The following is a 21,632-nucleotide window of genomic DNA, read 5'->3' on the forward strand; positions in this document are numbered from 1 at the left end:
GTCGAACGTATCAGGCCGGTGTTACAGCTGCGGTCCGGCCCACCTATCACTACGGGGTGCGGAGCACAGTGACAGGGTCTCGGGTGGCGGCGTAGAGCGCGGGTGGGATGGTGCTGGCGATCGCGGCAAGCAGCGCGAGCACCGCGATAGCGACGACGAAACCGGCCGGCGGGACCGCGTTAAGACGTGTGGTGAGCACCAGGCCGGCCGCCACCCCGAGTGCGGCGCCGAGCAGTGCTGGGCCGGTTGTCCGTGCGGTGACCAGCGCGACGATCGTCGCCCGGTTCGCGCCCAGGGCACGGCGTCGGCCGAGATCCTTGCGGCGCACCAGGACATCAGCGAGCACTACGATCGCGGTGAGCAGCCCGCCCGCGCTGAGCACGCCGATCAGCAGGGTGCGGTTGTAGCCGGCAAGGTCACCGACCACTTGGTTGCGCAGCTCCGCGACGCCGATGGGCGAGGTGAGCTGGACGTCCTCGATCCGGCTGGGCGCGATCAGCGCGAGCACCAGAGCCTGGGCGGCCGCCGCCTGATGCGGACTCCGCGTGATCACCGACAACGTGTCGGTATCAACCGCACCGGGGTGGTAGAGCACGCCGGCGTCGTAGTCACCGAAGGGTTCCCTGGCCTGGAAAGCGCCAACGACGGCGTACTCGCCGCCGTTGGATGTGGGCTCGGTGACCCACCCGTAGGGTTCGATCATCCCGAGTTGCTGCTGCGCCGTCGTCGATACGAGGGCCTCTCCCGGGTTCGGCCAGCGACCGGCGGTGAGCGTGACCGCATCGGCGAAGTCGCCGACGATTCCCCACGCCGGCACCCGAGCGCCACCGCTGCCGACCACGCCATTGACCAGATCGATCGCGGCCAGCGTGCCGATCACGCGTTCAGCCACCGACAGGCCGGAGGCCTGTTCCACGATGCTGGGACCGATCAACGCCTTGCCTTGCGCGTCGCGCACCACCAGCAGCCGCGAGCCGGCCTGGTCCATGCGGGCGTTGAGCTGTTCTTCCGCTGCCGCGCTGCGCCCCACCGTCGCGAGCGTGGTGGCCACCATCACCGCAACCAGCAGGCTCACCAGAGCCGACGGAACTTTACTGGCCCACGCGGTAGCGGCCGCCTCGCGCAGCAGGACGAGCGGTCTCACAGCGCCAGCACCTCATCGGCGTGCTCGATCACGAACGGATCATGCGTGGCGATCACCACCGTCCGCGATCCGCCCGTCGCCTCCGACAGCGCGCCAAGCACCTCCTCCGCGTTCGCACGGTCGAGGTTGCCGGTGGGCTCGTCGGCCAGCACCACCGCCGGATCGGTGATCAACGCACGACACACCGCCACGCGCTGCGCCTGCCCACCGGAGATCTCGCCCGGCCGATGATCGGCGCGCGCCGCCACCCCCATCTGATCCATCAACTCACGGGCGCGGCCCTCAATCTGCGCCGGGGTACCGCCGGCGTACAGCGCGGGCTCACGCACCGAATCGAGGATCGTCCTCGACGGATCCAGCGCCGCGTCCTGAAATACGAACCCGATCCGGGTGGCCCGCAACCGGCTCCGCTGCCAATCGGGCAGCGCGCTCACCGGCTCACCGCCGAGCAGCACCTGCCCCGCCGTCGGGGTGAGCATCAACCCCAGCACGTACAACAGCGTCGACTTTCCCCGCCCCGACGGCCCAGTGATCGCGGTCATCGCCCCCGGACGAAACGCGTACTCCAGCCCGCCGAACAACTCCTCCGCGCCCTTGCGATAAGCAAACGACAGATCCTGGACCGCCAGCATCGACGATCACCCCCCTTCCTCGGACGCACCGGGCGAGGCCTCCGCGCCCGGGCTCTCAGCCGACGACGCGTCTTGCACGCCGACCTGCACCCGAACACCGGCCTCCAGGCCCTCGATCACCGCGATCCCCTGCCCGGACCCGAGCACAGTCACAGGCACCTCCCCCATCTCGGTCGTCACCATCGCCTGGCCCGACGGCGTGGTCCGCACCGCCGCCACCGGCACCACGACGCCCGTCACCTCGGGTATGACGATCACCTCGGAGCGCAGCGTCACCTGCTCGTCCAAAGGCAACGCACCACAGTCGTCGCCGCATACCTCGCCGCCCTCGGCACTGGCGAGATCGAAGACCATCTGTCCCGACTCATCCGAGCGCGACCCGAGGATCACTGCCTCCCACGCATGCTCCTCGAAGGAGACCTTGACCGTCGCCTCCGACGGCACCTGACGGGCCTGGTCCTGGGTGAGCGCCAGCACGAACTCGCGGGCACCAGTGGGGGCGCGCACCGCCTCTTCGCCACCGGTCAGCACCCGGCCCGACGCGATCTCTTCACCCAAGCTGACCGTCACCGGCAGCTTCGGCAGCCCCACCAGCTCCCCCAGCACCACCACGCCGGACTGCGCGCGCCGCTCAGCCTTCTGCCACGCCTTCACGGCCGCCTCCGTGCGAGCGTCGAATATTCCGTCACTCTTACCAGAGAGGTGTCCCAGCTCCACGAGCAGTTCCTGCAGCGCTTTCACGTCGTCGCCGCGCACATCACGCTTCAGGTCGCGCCACAACGGCGTCTTCGCCTCCACCGCCCGCACCGGCACCTCTCCTACCCGGTACAGCACATCGCCCAGGTCGACCTCACCGGCCCCAGTCTGCGTCACCACCCCGGACAAGCCATTGAACGCCACCGGCACCACCGGCTGACGCAGGGTCACCGAGTACTGCAACGAACGCCCCACCGAACCCTCGCTCGACGTGGCCCACACCGGCCCCGCAGCCGTCGGTGCATCCGTCGACGACGGCGCCAACGCCACCCCGCCGGCCCACCACCCGAGTCCGCCGGCGATCACCACCAACAGCACCGTCACCACGATGCCGATCCCGCGACGTCGTTCGCTCCCCATCGGCTTCTCCACGGCGGCCATCACTGCGGAACGCTCGGGTAGAGGCCCTCAGGCTCGCGCGGGCACGCCTGATACACGCCGTCCCGGTACGCGGCGTCGGGACTCGCGTCCACGGAGGTATACGGACTCCACGCCGACTCCGACCCCAACGCCCACGCGTCGAGCCAGGTCTGCTCGCTCGGCGGCCCCGTCACCTGCACCCCCTGCTGCTCCAGGCACGGCATGCTCACCTCGACCCAATGCTGATACAACAGCTGCGCCGACTCCTCCGGCAGCGCCATCTGCTGGTACGGGTTGATCGGGTACTGCATGTTGCACCGGTAGGCCGCGTAATTCAACGCCTCTCCCTGCTCCGGCGGCACATCGTCCACATTCAGCGAGCCGTCGGCAAATCCCTCGGCCGAGAAACCCGCCTCCGCCAGACAGCCGACGATCGCCTGAGCCCACTCGCTAGACGAGACCACCCGCACCATCGGCACATCGAGTTCACGATCCGACGCCAGCAGCCCCGCCTCCACCTTCTTCTCGGCCTGCTCACGCTCATCACGGCGCGCCCGCTCGACGAGATCGTCGAACGACGCACCCGCCATCGCCTCATCCCAGCTCTTCGGCAATCCTGAACGCTGCGAGGCACCGGCCGAACCCGACTCCGTCGGCGCGACACTCGGCGTATCCCCGGCAGGCGCACAGCCGACCAACGCGCACGCCAACACGCCAACGAGAAACCTGCCACCACGAATCACAAGACGATCATCCCAAGAACGCAGATTCCCTGTCCCAGGAATGACGAACTGCAGCGAGCCCGAGCGAACCTCATCACCACAACCCATTTCAGCACGCACTTTCACAGGACCACCCGCAAGCATCAGAGACCTTCAATACGAACACGACGTTTGCCCCGCGACGCCCACCAGGCGTCGCGGGGCAAACAGTCGTCCATAGACCACTCACAAGGACAGAGCCGACATCACTACACAGAGGCGAAGCCCTGCGGCAAGCAGAAGAACCGCCCGAAGTCAGGATCCACAGACCTTTCCAGGCGGGCAGTAGCAGCCCGCAGTATGCGCAGAGAACGAACCCGCAGTCCAGGCCAACGCATTCACATCTCCGGACTGATTGGACTTGCTCGTCGCATAAGTACCACCAGACGACTTCGCCCCACGGAAAACACCGTTGTAGTAGTGCTCGACAGTCTTTCCTGACGTCGTCGTCGTGCTCATATTCGCCGTCTTTCCGACCCCGCAGTCCACAGTTCGACTCCAAGAGTCGGCATTTGCAGGCAGCGCAGTTGCGAAAACAACAGCACCGGCTGCTACAGTCGCACACAACCTTCGGAGCATCTTGTTGATGTACATCTTTCCCCTTTCCTGAGTTTCGACCGAAACCTCTTCGACCTGCTTCTAAAATTGACAACAACCTACCGGCCAGGGACAACACACGGTTCGTGGCAGCTGAGAATGCCCCAAGGGCGACAGCATCACCCACAAGGGCGATACTCCTGGAGATCCCACATCCCAACCCAAGGAACCACTTCGCAACAAACAGCTTCGAGGACCGCTCACTAGGGAGTTATTCGTGGGTTAGTTGGTCGACCTCCGAGTTACCAGCGGCCCTGTCACGTTACTAGCACAACATGAGTCCTTATTGACATCCTGGCCAGGTGGGGAAATAGCGGCATATGCTAGGTGGTGGTGGCGCAGGATCCGACATAGACGCGCTAACGACACCTTGACCACCCAGCAGCCCCAGCACCATCCACAGCGTTGCGATCACTTTCATGAGGCGTAATCTTTCAGGAGAGTCAGAGGCTGCGCGAGGAGGTGCCCCGTCGTCTACCCGACCGGGCAGCGCTGCAGATGAAGAACTGTCCATACGGGCAGTCAGGTACGAGGAGGAGGCCCGAGGAGTGGATACAGCGGACAGCCAGATACGGCGTCAGCTCTCAGGGCGACTCGATGTGCTATTAGCAGTCACCGGCGCCGCACTTGCAACCCTGCTGAACCTCTCGCACGGCGAGATTGCCTCAGTTGCGCTCGACCTGGTTGCCTACACCGCAGCCGCCTGCATAGTGCGATGGCCTACCGGAGGGGGCATCGTCCTGGCGAGCACTCTCCTTCTCCTTGTGTTACTTCCGCCGGGCTGGCTCACGGTCGCGGAGTATGCGGCCTTAATTCCCGTGCTTGGAGCCGGCCTGCGTGGCGAACGACGAAAGCGACTCTGGATGACCGTCCTCTACGGCGCGATTCTCAGCGCGGTGGTCGTACGGGAACTCCAGGGGAGCTCCCCGGGGCGTATCCTCGTGGGCTTGATGCTTTGGGGCGGCATGTTTGCCTTTATGTGGGTCATCGGCGACTTCTTCACGGCCTACCGACAAGCACAGGAGAAAGCCCGTGCTGCGGCTCTCCAGCAGCAACGCGTCGAGCTCGCCAGGGAACTGCACGACACCGTCGCGCGCGAACTCAGCAGGGCCTCTCTTCGAGCGCAAGCCATTCAGCAGGGCCACCCAACAGCAAATCTTGAGCCCATCCTGGCTGGCATCCAGCGCGCATCGGGCCAACTGCGATGGATGATGTCGCTTCTCCGGGAACCGGGTACCACCGCTCCTGGCCTTCCTACTACCACCGATGCGAAGGGGATCATCGACGAAGCGGAGCGAGCCTTGACCGAACAAGGGTTCACCGTCGCCAGCAGCTTCGACGGAGACCTGTCACGGATACCCACCGCCCTCCTACCGGTTCTCCGCTCAGCCGTCGGCGAAGCCTGCGCAAACATCGAGCGTCATGCCGATCCCGCTCGGCCATGTGCCATAGTGTTCAGCGTTGACCAGGACGGCATCGATGGCGTGTTCATCAACGGACTCAAGAAGTCTGCTGCTCCTGCCTCTGCGCGGGGCATGGGACTGGATGGGTTGCAGGAGCGACTCAGCTTGGTCGGCGGAGAACTCAGCGTCGGAGTGAAAGGATCGCAGTGGACCACCAGGATCAGCATCCCGGCGTAAGGCCTCCCATCACCGTCATGATCGTTGACGATGACCTCCTGGTTCGGACTATGGCGGCGATGCTGCTCGAACCACGCAACGATCTCCACATTCGCGGAACGTTCTCGAGTGGCCCCGAAGCGCTCGCCGCCGCCACCGACAACCCTCCCGACGTGATGGTTGTGGACATCTCAATGCCACACATGAGCGGAATCGAGCTCACTACACAGGCACGCAAGCGGCTCCCCGAGACAAGGGTCTTGGCATATACCTCCCTGGCAGATCAGCAATCGGTGTCCGCGATGCTGCGCGCCGGCGCGTCCGGTGTCGTGTACAAGGAGGCGTCCGTCGGAGCGCTTGCAGATGCCATCGTGACGACGCACTCCGGCCTAGCCGTGTTATCCCCATGCTTCAGTAAGACGCTGCCCGTTCAGGAACCGAAGGAGCAGCTATCGGCCACGGAGTCTGAGTTGCTACGACTCGTGAGTCAAGGACTGACCAATGAGCAGATCGCACCCAAGGTGTGTTTGAGTGCCTCCACGGTGAAGTACCACCTCTCCAAGCTCTCCGAGAAACTCGGTGCTCGCAACCGGGTGGCACTTGCCGTCACCGCGGTTCGCATGGGTCTCGCCGACTAGAACCGGTTGCGGCGGCTCAGTCGAACTTGCGGGCGGCGCCCTTGTCGGCGGACTGGGCCATCGAGCCGTAGATGCGCAGCGCGGTGGACACCTTGCGGTCGCGGTTCACCGGCTTCCAGCCCCGAGCATCTGCTGCCCGACGGCGCTCGGCCAGGGTGGCGTCGTCGACGTTCAGGGTGATCGAGCGGTTCGGGATGGAGATGGTGATCGAGTCGCCGTCTTCCACCAACCCGATCGTGCCACCCGATGCCGCCTCCGGGGAGACGTGGCCGATCGACAGGCCGGACGAGCCGCCGGAGAACCGGCCGTCGGTGATCAGGGCGCACTTAGGGCCGAGGCCCAGGCCCTTCAAGTACGACGTGGGGTACAGCATCTCCTGCATACCCGGACCACCCTTGGGGCCCTCGTAGCGGACGATGACGATGTCGCCTTCCTTCACCCGCTTGCTGAGGATGGCCGTCACGGCGTCCTCCTGCGACTCCGTGACCACGGCCGTGCCGGTGAACTCCCACTGGTGCTCGGGCACACCGGCGGTCTTGACGATGGCGCCATCAGGAGCGAGGTTGCCCTTCAGCACGGCCAGGCCGCCGTCGGCCGTGTAGGGGTGATCGGTGGAGCGGATGCAGCCGCCGTCGGAGTCGGTGTCCAGGGTGTCCCAGCGGTTGGTCGACGAGAACGCCTCCGTGGTGCGCACGCCGCCCGGGGCGGCGTGGAACAGCTCGACGGCGTACTCGGATGCGCTACCGCCTCGGATGTCCCAGTCCCCCAGCCAGGCGTCGAGGTCGGGCGAATGCACGGCGTGCACGGCGGTCTGCAGCTTGCCTCCGCGATGCAGTTCGCCGAGGATCGCGGGGATGCCGCCGGCACGGTGCACGTCCTCCATGTAGTAGCGGTTGGAGTTGGGCGCCACCTTGGCCAGGCACGGGGTGACGCGGCTGATCGCGTCGATGTCGTCCTGGTCGAAGTCGACGCCGGCCTCCTGAGCAGCGGCCAGCAGGTGCAGCACGGTGTTGGTGGAGCCGCCCATCGCCACGTCCAGGGTCATGGCGTTGGTGAACGCCTCCTTGGTAGCGATCGACAGCGGCAGCACCGTCTCATCGTCCTGGTCGTAGTAGCGGCGCGCCAGCTCGACGACGAGCTTGCCGGCCCGCTGGAACAACTCCTTGCGCGCCGAGGCGGTGGCCAGCGTCGAGCCGTTGCCGGGCAGCGCAAGGCCGATGGCCTCCAGCAGGCAGTTCATCGAGTTGGCGGTGAACATGCCAGAGCAGGAGCCACACGTGGGGCAGGCGCTCTCCTCGATGCGCTGCAGCTCATCGTCGGTGACGTTGGGATCCACGGCGGAGGTCATGGCGTCGACGAGGTCGAGGGAGGTGACGACGGTGCCGCCCTCCTTGACGACGGCCTTACCGGCCTCCATCGGGCCGCCGGAGACGAACACCGTCGGGATATTCAGGCGCAGTGCGGCCAGGAACATGCCGGGGGTGATCTTGTCACAGTTGGAGATGCACACCAGCGCGTCGGCGCAGTGCGCGTTGACCATGTACTCGACGGAGTCGGCGATCAGCTCGCGGCTGGGCAGCGAGTACAGCATGCCGCCATGACCCATGGCGATGCCATCGTCGACGGCGATCGTGTTGAACTCGCGCCCCACACCGCCGGCCTCGGCGATCGACTCGCTCACCAGCGCACCCATGTTGCGCAGATGCACGTGGCCCGGCACGAACTGGGTGAAGGAGTTCGCCACGGCCACGATCGGCTTGCCGAAATCCTCCGAGCCCATTCCGGTGGCGCGCCACAGCGCGCGAGCTCCGGCCATGTTGCGACCGTGGGTCGATGTGCGAGACCTCAAAGCTGGCATGAGACAAGTACTCCTAAACGAAACGGAACGAAGAGAGTCTACTCCGCGCGGCCCTCCCACCCGATCCCCTCGCCTGACAAGATGGTGGGATGAAGAGAGTGCGAGCCGTCATCACGGGCTGGGTGCAAGGCGTGGGGTACCGGTACTCCCTGTGGATCGTCGCCGATCGCGCAGGCCTCAGCGGCTGGGTGCGCAACCGCTATGACGGCTCGGTCGAGGCCGAACTGGAGGGACCACCCGAGGCCGTCGACGAGGTCATCGAGTGGACGTTCAAGGGCCCACCGAGCGCACGAGTGACCAACGTCACCCTCACCAATCTCGTTCCGACCGGCGAGGTGGGTTTCAACGTCCGTCACGACGCCTAGGACCTGGATAAGTGGCTAACCTTGGTCCATGCCGCGAGACTTCGCCCCTTCGACACCGCTGAACGACGCCTTCCTCGGCGCCGTCGGGGAATCCATCGACGCCTTCCTCGACGCCCAGCGTCCCGCGCTGGAACAGATCGGCTCGGAGGCGATGCTCGACGTCGCACGCGGCTTCACGAGCGGTGGCAAACGACTCAGGCCGGCGTTCTGCTATTGGGCCTATGTGGCCGTCGCCGGTACGCCTTCCGATGAGTTGTCGTTGGTCCAGCTGGCCTCCTCCCTCGACCTGCTGCACGTCTCGGCCTTGGTGCACGACGATCTGATCGACGCCGCCGACACGCGACGCGGCCTGCCCGCAGCGCATCGCCAGTTCGAGAATCTGCACCGCGACAACGGCGGACGGGGCTCCGGGCAGGAGTTCGGCGTCTCCTCCGCGATCCTGCTCGGCGACCTGCTGCTGATGTGGAGCATCGAGATGGCCGACTCCTGCGGCGCGCCCCACCTCGATCGGGCCCTGCCGCTGCTGGCCGCAACCCGGACGGAGGTCACGGCGGGACAGTACCTCGACGTCGCCACCCAGTACGGACTCGCCGGCGCCACCGGCATCGACGCCGAACTCGACGTGGCGCGACGCGTCCTGGAATACAAGTCGGCCCGCTACAGCGTGCGTCGCCCCATCCAGATCGGCGCCGCACTGGGCGCCGCGCCCGAGGATCTGGTCGAGACGCTGGGCGAATTCGGCTCGCTCACCGGACGCGCGTTCCAGTTGCGCGACGATCTGCTCGGCGTCTTCGGAGACCCGGCCCGCACCGGCAAGCCCTGGGCGGGCGACCTCCGCGAGGGCAAGCGCACCGTGCTCGCCCTCACCGCGCTCAGCCGCGCGACCCAGGCCCAGGCAGGGGTGCTCTCCGCCGTGCTGGGCAGCCAGGACGCGGCCGACGAACTGCTCGCCGACGCGGTCACCGTCATCGAGGACACCGGCGCGCGGCACGACGTCGAAACCATGATCGACGACGGCCTGAGCCGCGCGCTCGAGATCCTCGACGGTGCGGAGATCACCCCCGAGGGACGCACGGCGCTTTCGCGATTGGCCGAACTGAGTGTCCGGCGTGCCAGCTGATCCGCCCCGCGGCCTCACCTCCGACGAGGTCGCGCAGCGGATCGCCGCAGGACACGTCAACGCGCTGCCCAGCCGCACCGGACGCACCACCGGTCAGATCGTCCGCGACAACGTCTTCACCCGGATCAACCTGATCCTGTTCATCCTGTTCTGCATGGTGCTCACCACCGGCCAGCTCCTGCAGGGCGCCTTCGGGCTGCTGATCGTCTTCAACTCCGCCATCGGCATCATCCAGGAGCTGCGAGCCAAGCGCACCCTCGACAACCTGGCGGTCGTGGGCGACGCCCACCCGACGGTGCTGCGCGATGGACGCACCCAGAGCATCGAACGCGACGGGGTGGTGCTCGACGACCTGATCGTCGTGCACCCCGGCGACCAGGTGGTGGTAGACGGCTCCATCGTGCAGGCCGACTACCTCGAGGTGGACGAGTCGATGCTGACCGGCGAGGCCGATCCGATCGCCAAGAAGGAGGGCGACGAGGTGCTCTCGGGCACCTTCATCGTCTCAGGCACCGGTATCTATCGGGCCGAACGGGTCGGCGCTGAGGCCTACGCGGCCCAGATCACCGCTCAGGCCAGCAAGTTCACGCTGGTCAGCTCCGAGCTGCGCAAGGGCATCGACCAGATCCTGCGCTTCGTCACCTACCTGCTCGTCCCGGTGGGCCTGCTGACCATCGCCGTGCAGTTCACCCAGGAAGGCTCCAGCTGGCAGGAGATGGTGCTGCGCATGGTCGCGGCGCTGGTGCCGATGCTGCCCGAGGGCCTGGTGCTGCTCACGTCGATGGCCTTCGCCGTCGGCGTCATCCGTCTGGGGCGCCGCAACTGTCTGGTGCAGGAGCTCCCCGCGATCGAGGGCCTGGCCCGTGTCGACGTGGTGTGCGCCGACAAGACGGGCACCCTCACGGAGAACTCGATGCAGCTCGGCGAGGTGATCCCGCTGGGCCTGCCGCCGGAGCAGTGCCTGCGCGTGCTGTCCCAGTTGGTAGCCGCCGAGCCGGCCCCGAACGCCTCGATGCAGGCGATCGCCGAGCTGGTTCCCGCCGCCGGAAACCGCTGGGAGCTTCAGGCACGCGCGCCGTTCACCTCCGCCAAGAAGTGGTCCGGAGCGACGTTCCGGGAACACGGTTCGTGGGTGCTCGGCGCGCCCGACGTGCTGGTGGGCAAGGCCGTCGCGGAGCGTGCGGAGCAGATCGGCTCCACCGGACGCCGCGTGCTGCTGCTGGCCAAGTCCAACGCCCCCGTCGACTCGGCGTCGGCGCCAGGAAGGATCACCCCGGCGGCGCTGCTGGTGCTCGACCAGCACGTGCGCCCCGACGCCGCCGACACCCTCGACTTCTTCCGCGCCCAAGGCGTCGGCGTCAAGGTCATCTCGGGCGACAACGCGGCCTCGGTGCGCGCCGTGACCCGCACCCTCGGCATGCACAGCGAGTACGCGATGGACGCCCGCACCATGCCCGATCCCGGCGAGGGGTTCAGCGCGCTCGTGGAGAAGCACGACGTGTTCGGGCGCGTCACCCCGGAGCAGAAGCGCCTGATGGTCGACGCGCTGAAGGAGCACGGCCACTCCGTCGCGATGACCGGCGACGGCGTCAACGACGTGCTGGCACTCAAAGACGCTGACCTGGGAGTCGCCATGGGCTCCGGCTCCCCCGCCACCCGCTCCGTGGCCCAGATCGTGCTGCTCGACGACCGGTTCGCGACGCTGCCCCACGTCTTCGCCGAAGGCCGGCGCGTGATCGGCAACATCGAGCGCGTCGCCAAGCTCTTCCTCACCAAGACCATCTACTCGGTGACGCTGGCCCTGGTGATCGGCCTGCTGGGCCTGCAGAGCCCGTTCCTACCCCTTCAGATGACCGTCATCGGGTGGTTCACCATCGGCATCCCGGCCTTCCTGCTCTCCCTGGCCCCCAACCACGAGCGCGCGCGACCCGGCTTCGTCAAGCGCACCCTCGCCATGGCCATCCCCTGGGGCCTCATCGTCGCGACGGCCACCTTGACCGCCTACCTGAGCGTGCGCGGCTTCGGTGCCGCCGCCGACGCCACCCAGGTGGGCGCCTCCACCGCGGCCATGATCGCGCTGATCACCACCGCCACCTGGGTGCTGTCGCTGGTGGCACGGCCCTACCAGTGGTGGCGCGTCGGGCTGGTCGCCTTCGCCTACGGCTTCTACGCCCTGATGTTCCTGCTGCCCGCCACCCAGCGCATCCTTCAGATCGACACCGATCACCCCGAGGTGGCCTTCATCGGGCTCGTCGCGGGCGTCGTCGGGGCCTGCTGCGCAGAGCTCGTCTGGTGGGTGGGCGCGCGGATTCGCCGCGAGCGCCCCGTACTGTGGAGGGTAGACTCACCGGTGCGCCGCGACGCCCAGGCATAGCCACGCGTGGCAAAATCGAGCGAACATCCTTCCCCATCCCGCCGATCCTGACGGAGAGTGATCTGTGACCAGCACATACGACCCCTTGGTCGGCCAAGTGCTGGACGACCGCTACGAGATCATCGCGAAACTGGACCGGGGTGGCATGGCCACCGTCTATCGCGCCCGAGACCGCCGGCTCTCGCGCATCGTCGCCTTGAAGGTGATGCGCAGCGACCTGGGCGAGGACGACGAGTTCACGGCGAAATTCGACCGCGAGGCCCGGGCCGCGGCCGTGCTCTCCCACCCCAACGTGGTGGCGGTCTTCGATCAGGGCGCCTCCTTCGGCCAGCCCTACATCGTGATGGAGTACGTCGACGGAGAGACGCTGCGTCGCATGATCAGCCGCGACGCCCCGTTCGCGCCCGACGCCGCGCTGGGGATCATGGAGGCGATCGCCTCCGCCCTGGCCTCTGCGCACGAGGAAGGCGTGATCCACCGCGACATCAAGCCCGAGAACGTGCTGGTCTCCACCCGCGGCCAGGTGAAGGTGGCCGACTTCGGGCTCGCGCGCCGGGTCGACTCCCCCCAGGTGACGTCTACCGGCGTGCTGGTGGGCACCGCCAGCTACCTGCCGCCGGAACTCGTCACCCACGCCCGGCCAGACGCACGCAGCGACGTCTACTCCGCCGGCGTCGTGCTGTTCGAGCTCCTCACCGGCGAGAAGCCGCATCAGGGCGAGACCAACTATCAGATCGCGTTCCAGCACGTCACCGTCGACATCGAGCGCCCGTCGCAGCGGCTGAAGACCACCGCGTGGCGCATCCCCGACTATCTCGACGCCCTGGTGCAGGCCGCCACCAGCCGCGATCCCGAGAACCGGGTCGCCGACGGGCGCGAGCTGCTCCAGCTGGTGCGACGCTGCCGGGCCGAACTGGCGAAGAGCGGTGACGTCGACAACCCCGAGCTCGCGGCCGAACTCCGTCCCGACCCCGCCGACTCCAACCACACCATGCCGATCATGCCCAAGCCCGCTGGACGGCCCCGGCCCTCCGGTGCGCCGTCGGCCTCCCCGGTCTACCCGTCGCCGGTATCCAGCCACTCCGCCTCGTCGCCGATGCCCTCCCCGCTGTCCTTCCGCTCCCTGGAGCCCGACGCGGCACCCGACGACTCCTCCTACGACGACGAACCGCCAGCACCCGCCACGCCGCCGTCGCCGCGACAGGGCTACCCGCGCAGTCACAGCACCCCGGTCTTCGGCAACGTGAAGCTGTCCGCCGACCCCACCCACCGTCGACGCCGCGGCATCGTGCTGCTCGTGCTGGTGCTGCTGCTGACGGCGCTGGTGTCGGTCGGTTCCTGGTGGTGGACGGCAGGACGGTTCACCACCGTCCCCGATCTGGCCAAGGTGAGCGAGGCCGAAGCCAGCACCGCCGCGGAGGCCAACGCCCTCGGCATCACCACCGCCTCCGAGTATTCGGAGACGGTGGAGAAAGGTCTCGTGATCAGCACCGACCCCGCCGCGGGCGAACGCGTGCTGCGCGGCGAGCAGGTGACGGTCATCATCTCTCTCGGCCCCGAGCGCTTCGACATGCCGGAAGTGGTCGGGCTGACCCTCGACGAGGCCACCACGAAGCTGCGCGACAACACCCTCGCCCTCGGCGAGGTGACGGAGAAATGGTCCGAGACCAAGCCCATCGGCGAGGTGCTCGCCGCCGCGGAGCAACCCGGCACCAAGCTCAAGCGGGACACCCCGGTGGGCCTCACCGTCTCCAAGGGCCCCAAGCCCATCGAGATCGAGAGCTTCGTCGGACGCAGCGCCGATCAGGCCGTCAAGGATCTGGAGAAGGCCGGCTTCACCACCACGATGAAGGAGGAGCACTCCGGCAGCGTGGAGAAGGGCATGGTGATCTCCCAGACGCCGTCCTCGGGCACGGGCAAGAAGGGCGACCAGATCGCTCTGGTGCGCTCGCTCGGCCCCGAGATGGTCGACGTGCCCACCGTGCTGGGCTCGCTGCCGCTGCCCGTGGCGGACGTCGAGAAGGAGGTCAAGGCGCTCGGATTCGAAACCGAAACCACCCGCGGCACGCTTCAGCTTCCCGGCCCCACCTACGTCGTCGACGCCAAGTACAAGGTGGGCGACACCGAGGTCGAGCCGAACGCCGACGGGAAGATCCCCGCCAACGCCGTGGTCGTCCTGGTCACCACCTAGAGCGACACAACGACCCCGGCGCTAACCCAGCAGCCCGCCGAGGATCGTCCCCGCCTGGCGGCACTGCTCCTCGGTCACGTCCAGGTGGGTGACCACGCGCAGTTGCTTGGGTCCGATGACGCTCAGTGCGACGCCGTTCTCTCGTGCCGCTGCCGCCGCTGCGGGAGCGTTCTGGCAGTCGATCAGCACCACGTTGGTCTCGACGCTGCCCAGATCCACCGCGTCCGGCCGACGCTCGGCCAGCGCGGCCGCGAAGGCTCGAGCCGCCACGTGATCTTCGCCGACGCGCGCGAGGTTGTGCTCCAAGGCGTAGCCGGCGGCGGCCGCCATCAGGCCGGCTTGCCGCCATCCTCCGCCCAGGCGCTTGCGCTGGATCCGGGCTCGGGCGATGTCGTCCGCATCTCCGATCAGAACGCTGCCCATGGGGGCGCCGAGGCCCTTCGAGAGGCACAGGCTGACGGAGTCGAACAGCGCGCCGTGATCGGCGAACGAGCGGCCGGTCACCGCGATCGCGTTGGCCAGGCGGGCGCCGTCGAGATGGGTCTTGATACCCAGCTCGCGGGCACCGGCGGTGAGCCGGCGAACCTGCTCGAAGTCCTGCACCGTGCCGCCGCCGAAGTTGTGGGTGTCCTCCACCTCGATGCACGAGGTCTCCACCAGGAACGGGCCGCAGCCGACGGCCGCCAGCGCCAGCGCCTCGTCGGCGACCAGCTTGCCGCGTTCCGTGGTCCAGGTGCGCATGGTGACGCCGTGCAGCGCCCCGTGCGCCCCCATCTCCGCCCGGGCAATGTGGGCGCGGACGTCGCAGAGCACCTCGGTGCCCGGTCGCGTGTGCAGCCAGACGCCCAGCAGGTTGGCCATCGATCCGGTCACACAGAACAGGGCCGCCTCCCGTCCGAAGAGGTCGGCGACCTGCTCCTCCAGCGCAATCACCGAAGGATCCTCGGCGTACACGTCGTCTCCCACGGGAGCCGCGGTCATCGCGGCCAGCATCCCGGCCGACGGACGGGTGACGGTGTCGCTACGCAGGTCGATCATCACAGCTCTCGGGGTTCGAAGTTCTGCACCGGATTGATCCGGCGGCCACGGTTCTCCTTGAGCCGCGTGGCGACGGTGAAGGCCATCTCCAGCGACTGGTCGCGGTTGAGGCGCGGGTCGCAGACCGTCTCGTAGCGGCTGGCCAGGTCGTTCTCGCTCAGCTGGTGGGCGCCGCCGACGCACTCGGTGACGTCGTCGCCGGTCAGCTCGACGTGCAGGCCACCCGGCCAGGTGCCGAGCTGGGCGTGCACGTCGAAGAAGCCGTTGACCTCGTCCACCACGTCCTCGAAGGAGCGGGTCTTGTAGCCGTGCGCGGTCTCGAAGGTGTTGCCGTGCATGGGATCGCACACCCAGGCCACCTTGCGGCCCGACGCCTCGAAGCCTTCGATCAGCGGGGGCAGCGCCTCGCGAATCCGGCCCGCGCCCATCCGCGTGATGAAGGTCAGCTTGCCGGGAATGCGGTCGGGGTCGAGCTTGTCGGCGTAGGCCAGCGCTTCCTCAGGAGTGGTGGTGGGGCCGAGCTTGAGGCCGACGGGGTTCTGGACGCGGCTCAGCAGCTCCAGGTGGGCCCCGTCGAGCTGGCGGGTGCGCTCGCCGATCCACAGCATGTGGCCGGAGCAGTCGTAGGGAAGCTTCGAGCGCGAGTCGATGCGGGTGAGGGCGCGCTCGTACTCCAGCAGCAGCGCCTCGTGGCTGGCGTAGAAGTCGACGGTGCTGAGCGCGTCGTCCTGCACGCCGCAGGCCACCATGAAGGCCAGCGCGCGGTCGATCTCGGCCGCGAGCTCCTCGTACTCGGCCTCGACCTTCGAGTCGCGCACGAAGTCGGCGTTCCAGCTGTGCACGCCCCGCAGATCGGCAAAGCCGCCCTGGGTGAACGCCCGCACCAGGTTCAGCGTGGCGGCGGAGTAGTTGTAGACGCGCAGCAGGTGCCGCGGATCATGCACCCGCGCCTCTTCGGTGAACTCGAAGCCGTTGACGGCGTCGCCGCGGTAGCTGGGCAGCGTCACGCCGTCGCGCGTCTCGGTGTCCGCAGAGCGCGGCTTGGCGTACTGGCCGGCGATCCGGCCGACCTTCACCACCGGCACCTGAGCGGCGTAGGTCAGCACGACGGCCATCGACAGCTGCACCATCAGCTTGCCCTTGATGTCTTGAGCCGTTCCCGTCTCGAAGGACTCGGCGCAGTCGCCGCCCTGCAGCAGGAAGGCTCGTCCTTCGGCGACCTCGGCCATCTTGGCCCGCAGGTCGTCGCACTCGCCGGCGAACACCAGCGGCGGTCGCTTCTCCAGCTCCGCCACGACCCTGTCGAGCACCTCGGGGTTGGGGTAGCTGGGCTGCTGTACCTGGGGAAATGCGCGCAGATCTTCCCTGGAGATGATGGAGGACATGAGCGAAAGGGTACCGCACCCTCGGAGGGGCTGGTGACTAGAAGACCTCGTCGGGGCGGAGCAGGCCCTGCTCGATGGCGTACAGGGTCAGCTCGACCCGATTGGTGAGCCCCAGCTTGCGCAGCACGTTGTGGACGTGGTTCTGCACCGTGCGATGCGAGATGAACAGGTCGGCGGCGATGTCGCGGTAGGCCTTGCCCCTGGCCACCTGCTGCAGCACCTCGACCTCACGACCGGTCAGCGTGGGCGCCGCCTCTTCTTCGTCCGTCTCGTTGACGAGCCGCCGGAACTCGCCCATCACCCAGCCTGAGAGCTCTTGGGACAGCATCGCGCTGCCGTTGGCCACCAGACGAGCGGCCTGGATGAGTTCGGGCCCGGTAGCGGTCTTGAGCACGTAGCCCAGGGCGCCCGCTCGCAGGGCACTGAGCACGTGTTCACGGTCGGACGAGCCGGACACGACGAGGATGCCCATCTCCGGGAACTCGGCGTGCAGCGTCTCGATACACGCCTGGCCGCTCGGCTCCGGCATCGTGAGATTGGTCACCAGCATGTCGGGGCGGCTCGCCCTGGCACGCTGCAGACACTCGGTGCCCGTCTTCGCGACGGCGACCACCTCGAAACCTCCCGACGTGAGTTCGGCGCTGAGGGCCTCGAGCCACAAGGGATGATCGTCGACGATCATCACCCGTGTGCGACCCCCGTCGCTCTTTGTCTCAGACATAGGGCCCATCATGCCCGCCGCCCCTGCTCACTTGGGCTCTGGCGCCTGACCATCTCCGGGCCGGGGGCGGATGAAGGCGTCGGAGCCGCCGTCCTTCAGGTCGCCGTGCTTGACCCGGGTGGCATAGACGTCCACATAGGTCTGCCCGGTGAGCCGTTGAATGCTCGCCATCACCTCCTCGGTGACGTAGCGCAGCACCTTTGTGTTGGTCTGCCCGTGGTACTGCGGGAAGCTCAGGGGCTGACCGATCGCGACGACAGGGCGCCGCACCCACGGAATGCCGAACGGGCCGTTGACCCGCTCGGTGCCGACGATCCCCACCGGGAGGATCGGCACGCCGTTGATGAGCGCGATCCGGGCGATCCCCGTCTTTCCCTTGTACAGCCGACCATCGGGCGAACGGGTGCCCTCGGGGTAGATCCCGACGACGCGACCCTCCGCGAGCACGTCGGAGATCGACTGCAGCGCATCCGCGCTGGCGCGTCCGCCACTGCGATCCATCGGCACCATCTTGATCACCTTCAAGAACCAGGCGACGATCTTGGTGCCCACGTTGTTGCCGCTGAAGAGCTCGGCTTTGGCGGGGAACGTCATGGGCCTCGACACCATCGCGGGCACCACGATGGAGTCCATCGCCGCGATGTGGTTGCTGGCGAGGATCACGCCGCCGTCCCGCGGCACGTTCTCCAGACCCTCAACCCGGGCCTTGAAGCCGAACTTCACCAAGGGACGGAAGATCGTGTACTTGAAGATCTGATAAGCGGTCGACACCGTGGACACACTCCTGTTCTGAGGTCACCGCATTCTATCCGCGGCGAGTCGTGCAGTGGATAAGGAAACGGCCCGGCTCTTGGGGGGAGAACCGGGCCGTTTCAGCTTTGGGGTTACTACGCGACGCGACGCGCTCCGCTGTAGGGCATCGAGTCGAGCTCGGCGGTGACGATGCCGCGACGCGGGTTGGCGGCGTGCACGATCTTGCCGTCGCCGATGTACATGCCGACGTGGCTCACCGGGCTGTAGTAGAACACCAGGTCGCCGGGGCGCAGTTCGCTCTTGGAGACCGCGGTGCCGGTGGTGGACTGGGCCCGCGACGAGCGAGTGAGGCTGACGCCCACCTCGCCGTAGGCGTAGGCCATCAGGCCGGAGCAGTCGAAGGTGCTGGGGCCTGCGGTGCCCCACACGTAGCTCTTGCCCACCTGGGCGAGCGCGATCTCGACGGCCTCGGCGGCGCGGTCGCTGGTGCTGCCGCTGCGCGCGGCAGGAGTGGAGTCGGCGGCCGACTCGGTGCCGTCGTTGGAGCGGTCGCCTTCGCGGGAGGCTGCGGCCAGGCGCTCCTCCTCGAGGCGGGCGAGACGCTCTTCCTCAAGACGAGCGAGGCGCTCCTGCTCCTCGGCGTTGAGCCGGTCGTAGACCTCCTTCGCCTCGGCTTCCTTGTCGCGGTAGTCGTCGGCGAGGGCGACCTTGGCGTCGCGGTCCTTGACCAGCTGCTCTTCGGTGGCCTCGGCCTCGTTGCGCAACGAGGTGAGCTTGGCCTGGCCGACCTGCAACTCCTGAAGCCCGGCGTTGGAGCGCTCGGTCTCGCTGTGAATGGTGGCCAGCGAGCTCAGGAAATCCGACTCGTCGGAGCTGGAGAACAACTGCGCCGTGAGATCGAACCCGCCGGTCTGAAGCTGCACGATCGCCACCTCACCCAACTGGGTGGACAGCTCGGAGACCAGCTCCTCCTGCTCCAGCAGATCCTTGGTGAGCACCTTCAGCTTGGCCTCGGCCTCGTCGACCCGCGCGGACGCCTCGATGATCTCCTGATCGATCGCGGACACCTGCTGCGAGATCTCGTCCAGCTTGGCCTTCGCCTCGCGCACCTTGTCGGGATCAGCTTGTGCCGCCGATACGGAAAGGGTTGCGACCATGACGCCGGCGGTAAGGCTGGCGATCACTGTGCGGATTCGACTCACGAAGGCACTCCTGTGCTGATAGAAAATCTGAGACGATCCTAAACAAAGTTCAGCGTCGACTCAACACGGATCGCAAAGCTGTGCAAAACTCCCGCCTTCCTTCCGTGGACGGCGATGCGCCCGGCACGGCGGTTGGGGACCGCAGCACCGGGCGCATCGTCGCGTCGAGCCGATGAGTTACTCGACGGTGAGCCCCAGCCGGTAGCGCGCCCCGTCGCCGACCACGTCGACGGTTTGCCTGCGCGGCGAGTAGTAGCTGGTCCACCTCTTGGTGTAGTCATTGCCCATCGACTTGCCCAGCTGCTGGTCCACGCCCACCAGGATCACGGTGTAGGAGCCGATGCAGTCATCCGGGTCGCCGAAGCCCGAGAGCCAGCTGGTCATCTTGTTCCAGACCGAACCGTTGAAGCCCGCCTGGATGTCGTCGATCGCCTTGCCGAGCGTGGAGTAGACGTTGGCCGTGAGCTTGGCGGCCGGTGCCGCGCGGTCTGCGACCACCTGCTTCTTCTCCACCACCTCGACCAGCCGCTTGGAGAGGTCCTTCGCCGCCTGGTCGATCCGGGAACGGACATTGCCCCAGGACGAGTTGTCGCTCTCCATCACCATGGCGAAGGCGCCGAACACCTCGGGATTCATGCCGGCCGCGATATGGGCGGCGCTCATCGTCTCGACACCGTCGAAGGTCAAGGCGCCGATCGATGCCGGGATATTCGCGCTCCTGCCGGACTTGAGGTGGCCAAGATCCTGCAGGACTCCCGGCCAGAACACCCGCGTGCTGCCCGGCGTCCCCCACCGCGACCGGAACCCCAGCATGATCACGTAGGGCTCGTCGCCGTTGCTGAAGAGACTGCGCTCCTGAGCCTGGTCGACGGTGAGGGTGGTGGCGACGATCCTCGCCTTCTTCTTCGGCGGGGCCGGAACCTTCGGCGGGGCCGGCGGAGCCGGAGGCGCCGGCGGCGGCGGAGTCACTTCGAGGGGCGGCGCGCCCGGGCCGCTGGTGATGTCGGTCCAGGTGCCGTGGCCCCTGCTGCTCCACCCATGATCGGGCATCCACCACGCGGTGTAGATCCGGCCGTCCTTGTCGGGATAGAACACGTCCTTGTGCTCGTAGCCTCGAGCGGTCGCCGCGAGCGGCGCGTTCGGAGCGAACACGCCTCCGACGGGAATCCAGCTTCCCGCGCCCTCGTTGATGCTGTACCAGCCCACGTCCTTGGCCCACCAGTTCTGGTAGACGCATCCCGCGGAATCGGCCACGAGGATGTCGAGCTTGTCGGGGGTGCGCGCGACGACGGCGACCTTCGCCTTCGGCGCGAATGAGCCGCCGATCTCCAGCCACTGGTTGCCGTTCCTCCGGCTGTACCAGTCCTGGGTGACGGTCCACTGGTTGGTGTAGACCTTGCCGTCCTCGCCGGTGGCGAACAGGTCGACGCTGCCCAGATCCCGGCTGATCGCGGTGATGGGGGTTCCGGGCGCGAACTTGCCGCCGAGGGACGGCCAGCTCGCGTTGATCCCCGCCCAGTCCTTACCCTCCGACCACCACGAGGTGTAGACCCGCCCATCGGGCCCGACGATGAACAGATCGAGATTCTGGGGCCCGCGGGAGACCGTCGTCACCGGGCTGTTCGGAACGAAGGCCTGACTGATCGGTCGCAAGGCGAAGTCCGCTTCATGACTGGACCACCCCTTGCCGCCACCCCAGGTCGCGGTGTAGACGCGGCCGTCCGCACCGGTGGCGAAAAGGTCCATGTGATCGGATGTCCGGCAGACTCCCGCCATGGGTGTCCCCGGCGCGAAGCCCTTTCCGACCATCCCGAAGCTGACACCGGTGCCTTCCCAGCCGCCGGCTTGGGTCCACCAGCCGTTGCGGACGATACCGTCCTTGTCGATCGCGAACAGAACCAGATGGTCCGGTCGGCGGCTCATCGCACAGACGACGGTGCCGGGCACGAACTTGCCACCGAGCAACTTCCTCCCGCTCCAGGGCCACCCCCTCGTCCAGTTCGAGGTATACATTGACCCGTCGGCTCCCACCCAGAACACGTCCTGGGTATCTTTGGTCCTCGCTACGGCGCTGACGTTCATGGTGTCTCCTCGTCTCTGAGTGGAGGGGTCGCGACG

Annotated in this window: 17 protein-coding genes; 6 read left to right on the forward strand and 11 right to left on the reverse strand. The window is 67.3% G+C overall.

The annotated features are described in order from the left end of the window. Positions 1-49 precede the first annotated feature (49 nt). Genes P0D62_RS00475 through P0D62_RS00490 form a run of 4 tightly spaced genes read right to left on the reverse strand, consistent with a single transcriptional unit; the run spans position 50 to position 3,506 of the window. Complete coding sequence (locus tag P0D62_RS00475) at positions 50-1,144, reverse strand: ABC transporter permease (RefSeq protein ID WP_275700651.1); 1,095 nt, start codon at positions 1,142-1,144, stop codon at positions 50-52. Next, a complete protein-coding gene (locus P0D62_RS00480) occupies positions 1,141-1,776 on the reverse strand; it encodes an ABC transporter ATP-binding protein (RefSeq protein WP_275700652.1) in 636 nt (211 codons plus the stop codon). Before P0D62_RS00480 ends, P0D62_RS00475 begins: the two co-directional genes overlap by 4 nt. Before the next feature lie 6 nt (positions 1,777-1,782). Further along, positions 1,783-2,913 carry a peptidoglycan-binding domain-containing protein gene (locus P0D62_RS00485; protein WP_275700979.1) on the reverse strand — a complete coding sequence of 377 codons (1,131 nt, stop codon included), beginning with the start codon at positions 2,911-2,913 and terminating at the stop codon, positions 1,783-1,785. After that, positions 2,913-3,506, reverse strand: coding sequence for a hypothetical protein (locus tag P0D62_RS00490; RefSeq protein WP_275700653.1), 594 nt, complete (start codon positions 3,504-3,506; stop codon positions 2,913-2,915). The genes P0D62_RS00485 and P0D62_RS00490 overlap by 1 nt, the downstream gene beginning before the upstream one ends. Before the next feature lie 1,292 nt (positions 3,507-4,798). Here P0D62_RS00490 and P0D62_RS00495 point away from each other — a divergent pair. Together P0D62_RS00495 and P0D62_RS00500 are read left to right on the forward strand one after the other, a co-directional pair. Beyond that, positions 4,799-5,890, forward strand: coding sequence for a sensor histidine kinase (locus P0D62_RS00495; RefSeq protein ID WP_275700654.1), 1,092 nt, complete (start codon positions 4,799-4,801; stop codon positions 5,888-5,890). Positions 5,891-5,907: 17 nt separating this feature from the next. Next, entirely contained in the window at positions 5,908-6,507 is a 600-nt protein-coding gene (locus P0D62_RS00500; protein ID WP_275700655.1) for a response regulator transcription factor, read from the forward strand. Positions 6,508-6,523: 16 nt separating this feature from the next. Here P0D62_RS00500 and ilvD read toward each other — a convergent pair whose 3' ends face one another. Further along, the gene (gene ilvD / locus P0D62_RS00505; RefSeq protein WP_275700656.1) at positions 6,524-8,365 is read right to left on the reverse strand and encodes a dihydroxy-acid dehydratase; all 1,842 of its coding nucleotides are present in this window, start codon (positions 8,363-8,365) and stop codon (positions 6,524-6,526) included. An 89-nt stretch (positions 8,366-8,454) separates the two neighbouring features. Here ilvD and P0D62_RS00510 point away from each other — a divergent pair, with 89 nt between their 5' ends. From P0D62_RS00510 to pknB, 4 genes are all read left to right on the forward strand, one after another. Further along, on the forward strand, positions 8,455-8,730 hold the full coding sequence (locus tag P0D62_RS00510; RefSeq protein WP_275700657.1) for an acylphosphatase: 276 nt from the start codon (positions 8,455-8,457) through the stop codon (positions 8,728-8,730). A 28-nt stretch (positions 8,731-8,758) separates the two neighbouring features. Beyond that, positions 8,759-9,850 carry a polyprenyl synthetase family protein gene (locus P0D62_RS00515; protein ID WP_275700658.1) on the forward strand — a complete coding sequence of 364 codons (1,092 nt, stop codon included), beginning with the start codon at positions 8,759-8,761 and terminating at the stop codon, positions 9,848-9,850. Next, complete coding sequence (locus tag P0D62_RS00520; RefSeq protein ID WP_275700659.1) at positions 9,840-12,224, forward strand: HAD-IC family P-type ATPase; 2,385 nt, start codon at positions 9,840-9,842, stop codon at positions 12,222-12,224. Before P0D62_RS00515 ends, P0D62_RS00520 begins: the two co-directional genes overlap by 11 nt. A 64-nt stretch (positions 12,225-12,288) precedes the next feature. Then, a complete protein-coding gene (pknB, locus tag P0D62_RS00525; RefSeq protein WP_275700660.1) occupies positions 12,289-14,415 on the forward strand; it encodes a Stk1 family PASTA domain-containing Ser/Thr kinase in 2,127 nt (708 codons plus the stop codon). Positions 14,416-14,436: 21 nt separating this feature from the next. Here pknB and P0D62_RS00530 read toward each other — a convergent pair whose 3' ends face one another. The 6 genes from P0D62_RS00530 to P0D62_RS00555 all read right to left on the reverse strand — a co-directional run bounded on the left by P0D62_RS00530 (position 14,437) and on the right by P0D62_RS00555 (position 21,596). Next, positions 14,437-15,453: a threonine aldolase family protein gene (locus tag P0D62_RS00530; protein ID WP_275700661.1), complete on the reverse strand. Its 1,017-nt coding sequence runs from the start codon at positions 15,451-15,453 to the stop codon at positions 14,437-14,439. Next, the gene (locus tag P0D62_RS00535; protein WP_275700662.1) at positions 15,453-16,838 is read right to left on the reverse strand and encodes a class II 3-deoxy-7-phosphoheptulonate synthase; all 1,386 of its coding nucleotides are present in this window, start codon (positions 16,836-16,838) and stop codon (positions 15,453-15,455) included. Before P0D62_RS00535 ends, P0D62_RS00530 begins: the two co-directional genes overlap by 1 nt. 37 nt (positions 16,839-16,875) lie before the next feature. Next, positions 16,876-17,559: a response regulator gene (locus P0D62_RS00540; protein ID WP_275700663.1), complete on the reverse strand. Its 684-nt coding sequence runs from the start codon at positions 17,557-17,559 to the stop codon at positions 16,876-16,878. A 27-nt stretch (positions 17,560-17,586) separates the two neighbouring features. Continuing rightward, positions 17,587-18,330, reverse strand: a complete 744-nt coding sequence (locus tag P0D62_RS00545) for a lysophospholipid acyltransferase family protein (RefSeq protein WP_275700664.1) — start codon at positions 18,328-18,330, stop codon at positions 17,587-17,589. A 116-nt stretch (positions 18,331-18,446) separates the two neighbouring features. Then, positions 18,447-19,514: a C40 family peptidase gene (locus P0D62_RS00550; protein ID WP_275700665.1), complete on the reverse strand. Its 1,068-nt coding sequence runs from the start codon at positions 19,512-19,514 to the stop codon at positions 18,447-18,449. Positions 19,515-19,691: 177 nt separating this feature from the next. Beyond that, positions 19,692-21,596, reverse strand: a complete 1,905-nt coding sequence (locus P0D62_RS00555; RefSeq protein WP_275700666.1) for a hypothetical protein — start codon at positions 21,594-21,596, stop codon at positions 19,692-19,694. Between the last annotated feature and the right edge of the window lie 36 nt (positions 21,597-21,632).

Origin of the sequence: Tessaracoccus caeni (genome assembly GCF_029211185.1) — a bacterium.
Lineage (GTDB): Bacteria > Actinomycetota > Actinomycetes > Propionibacteriales > Propionibacteriaceae > Arachnia > Arachnia caeni.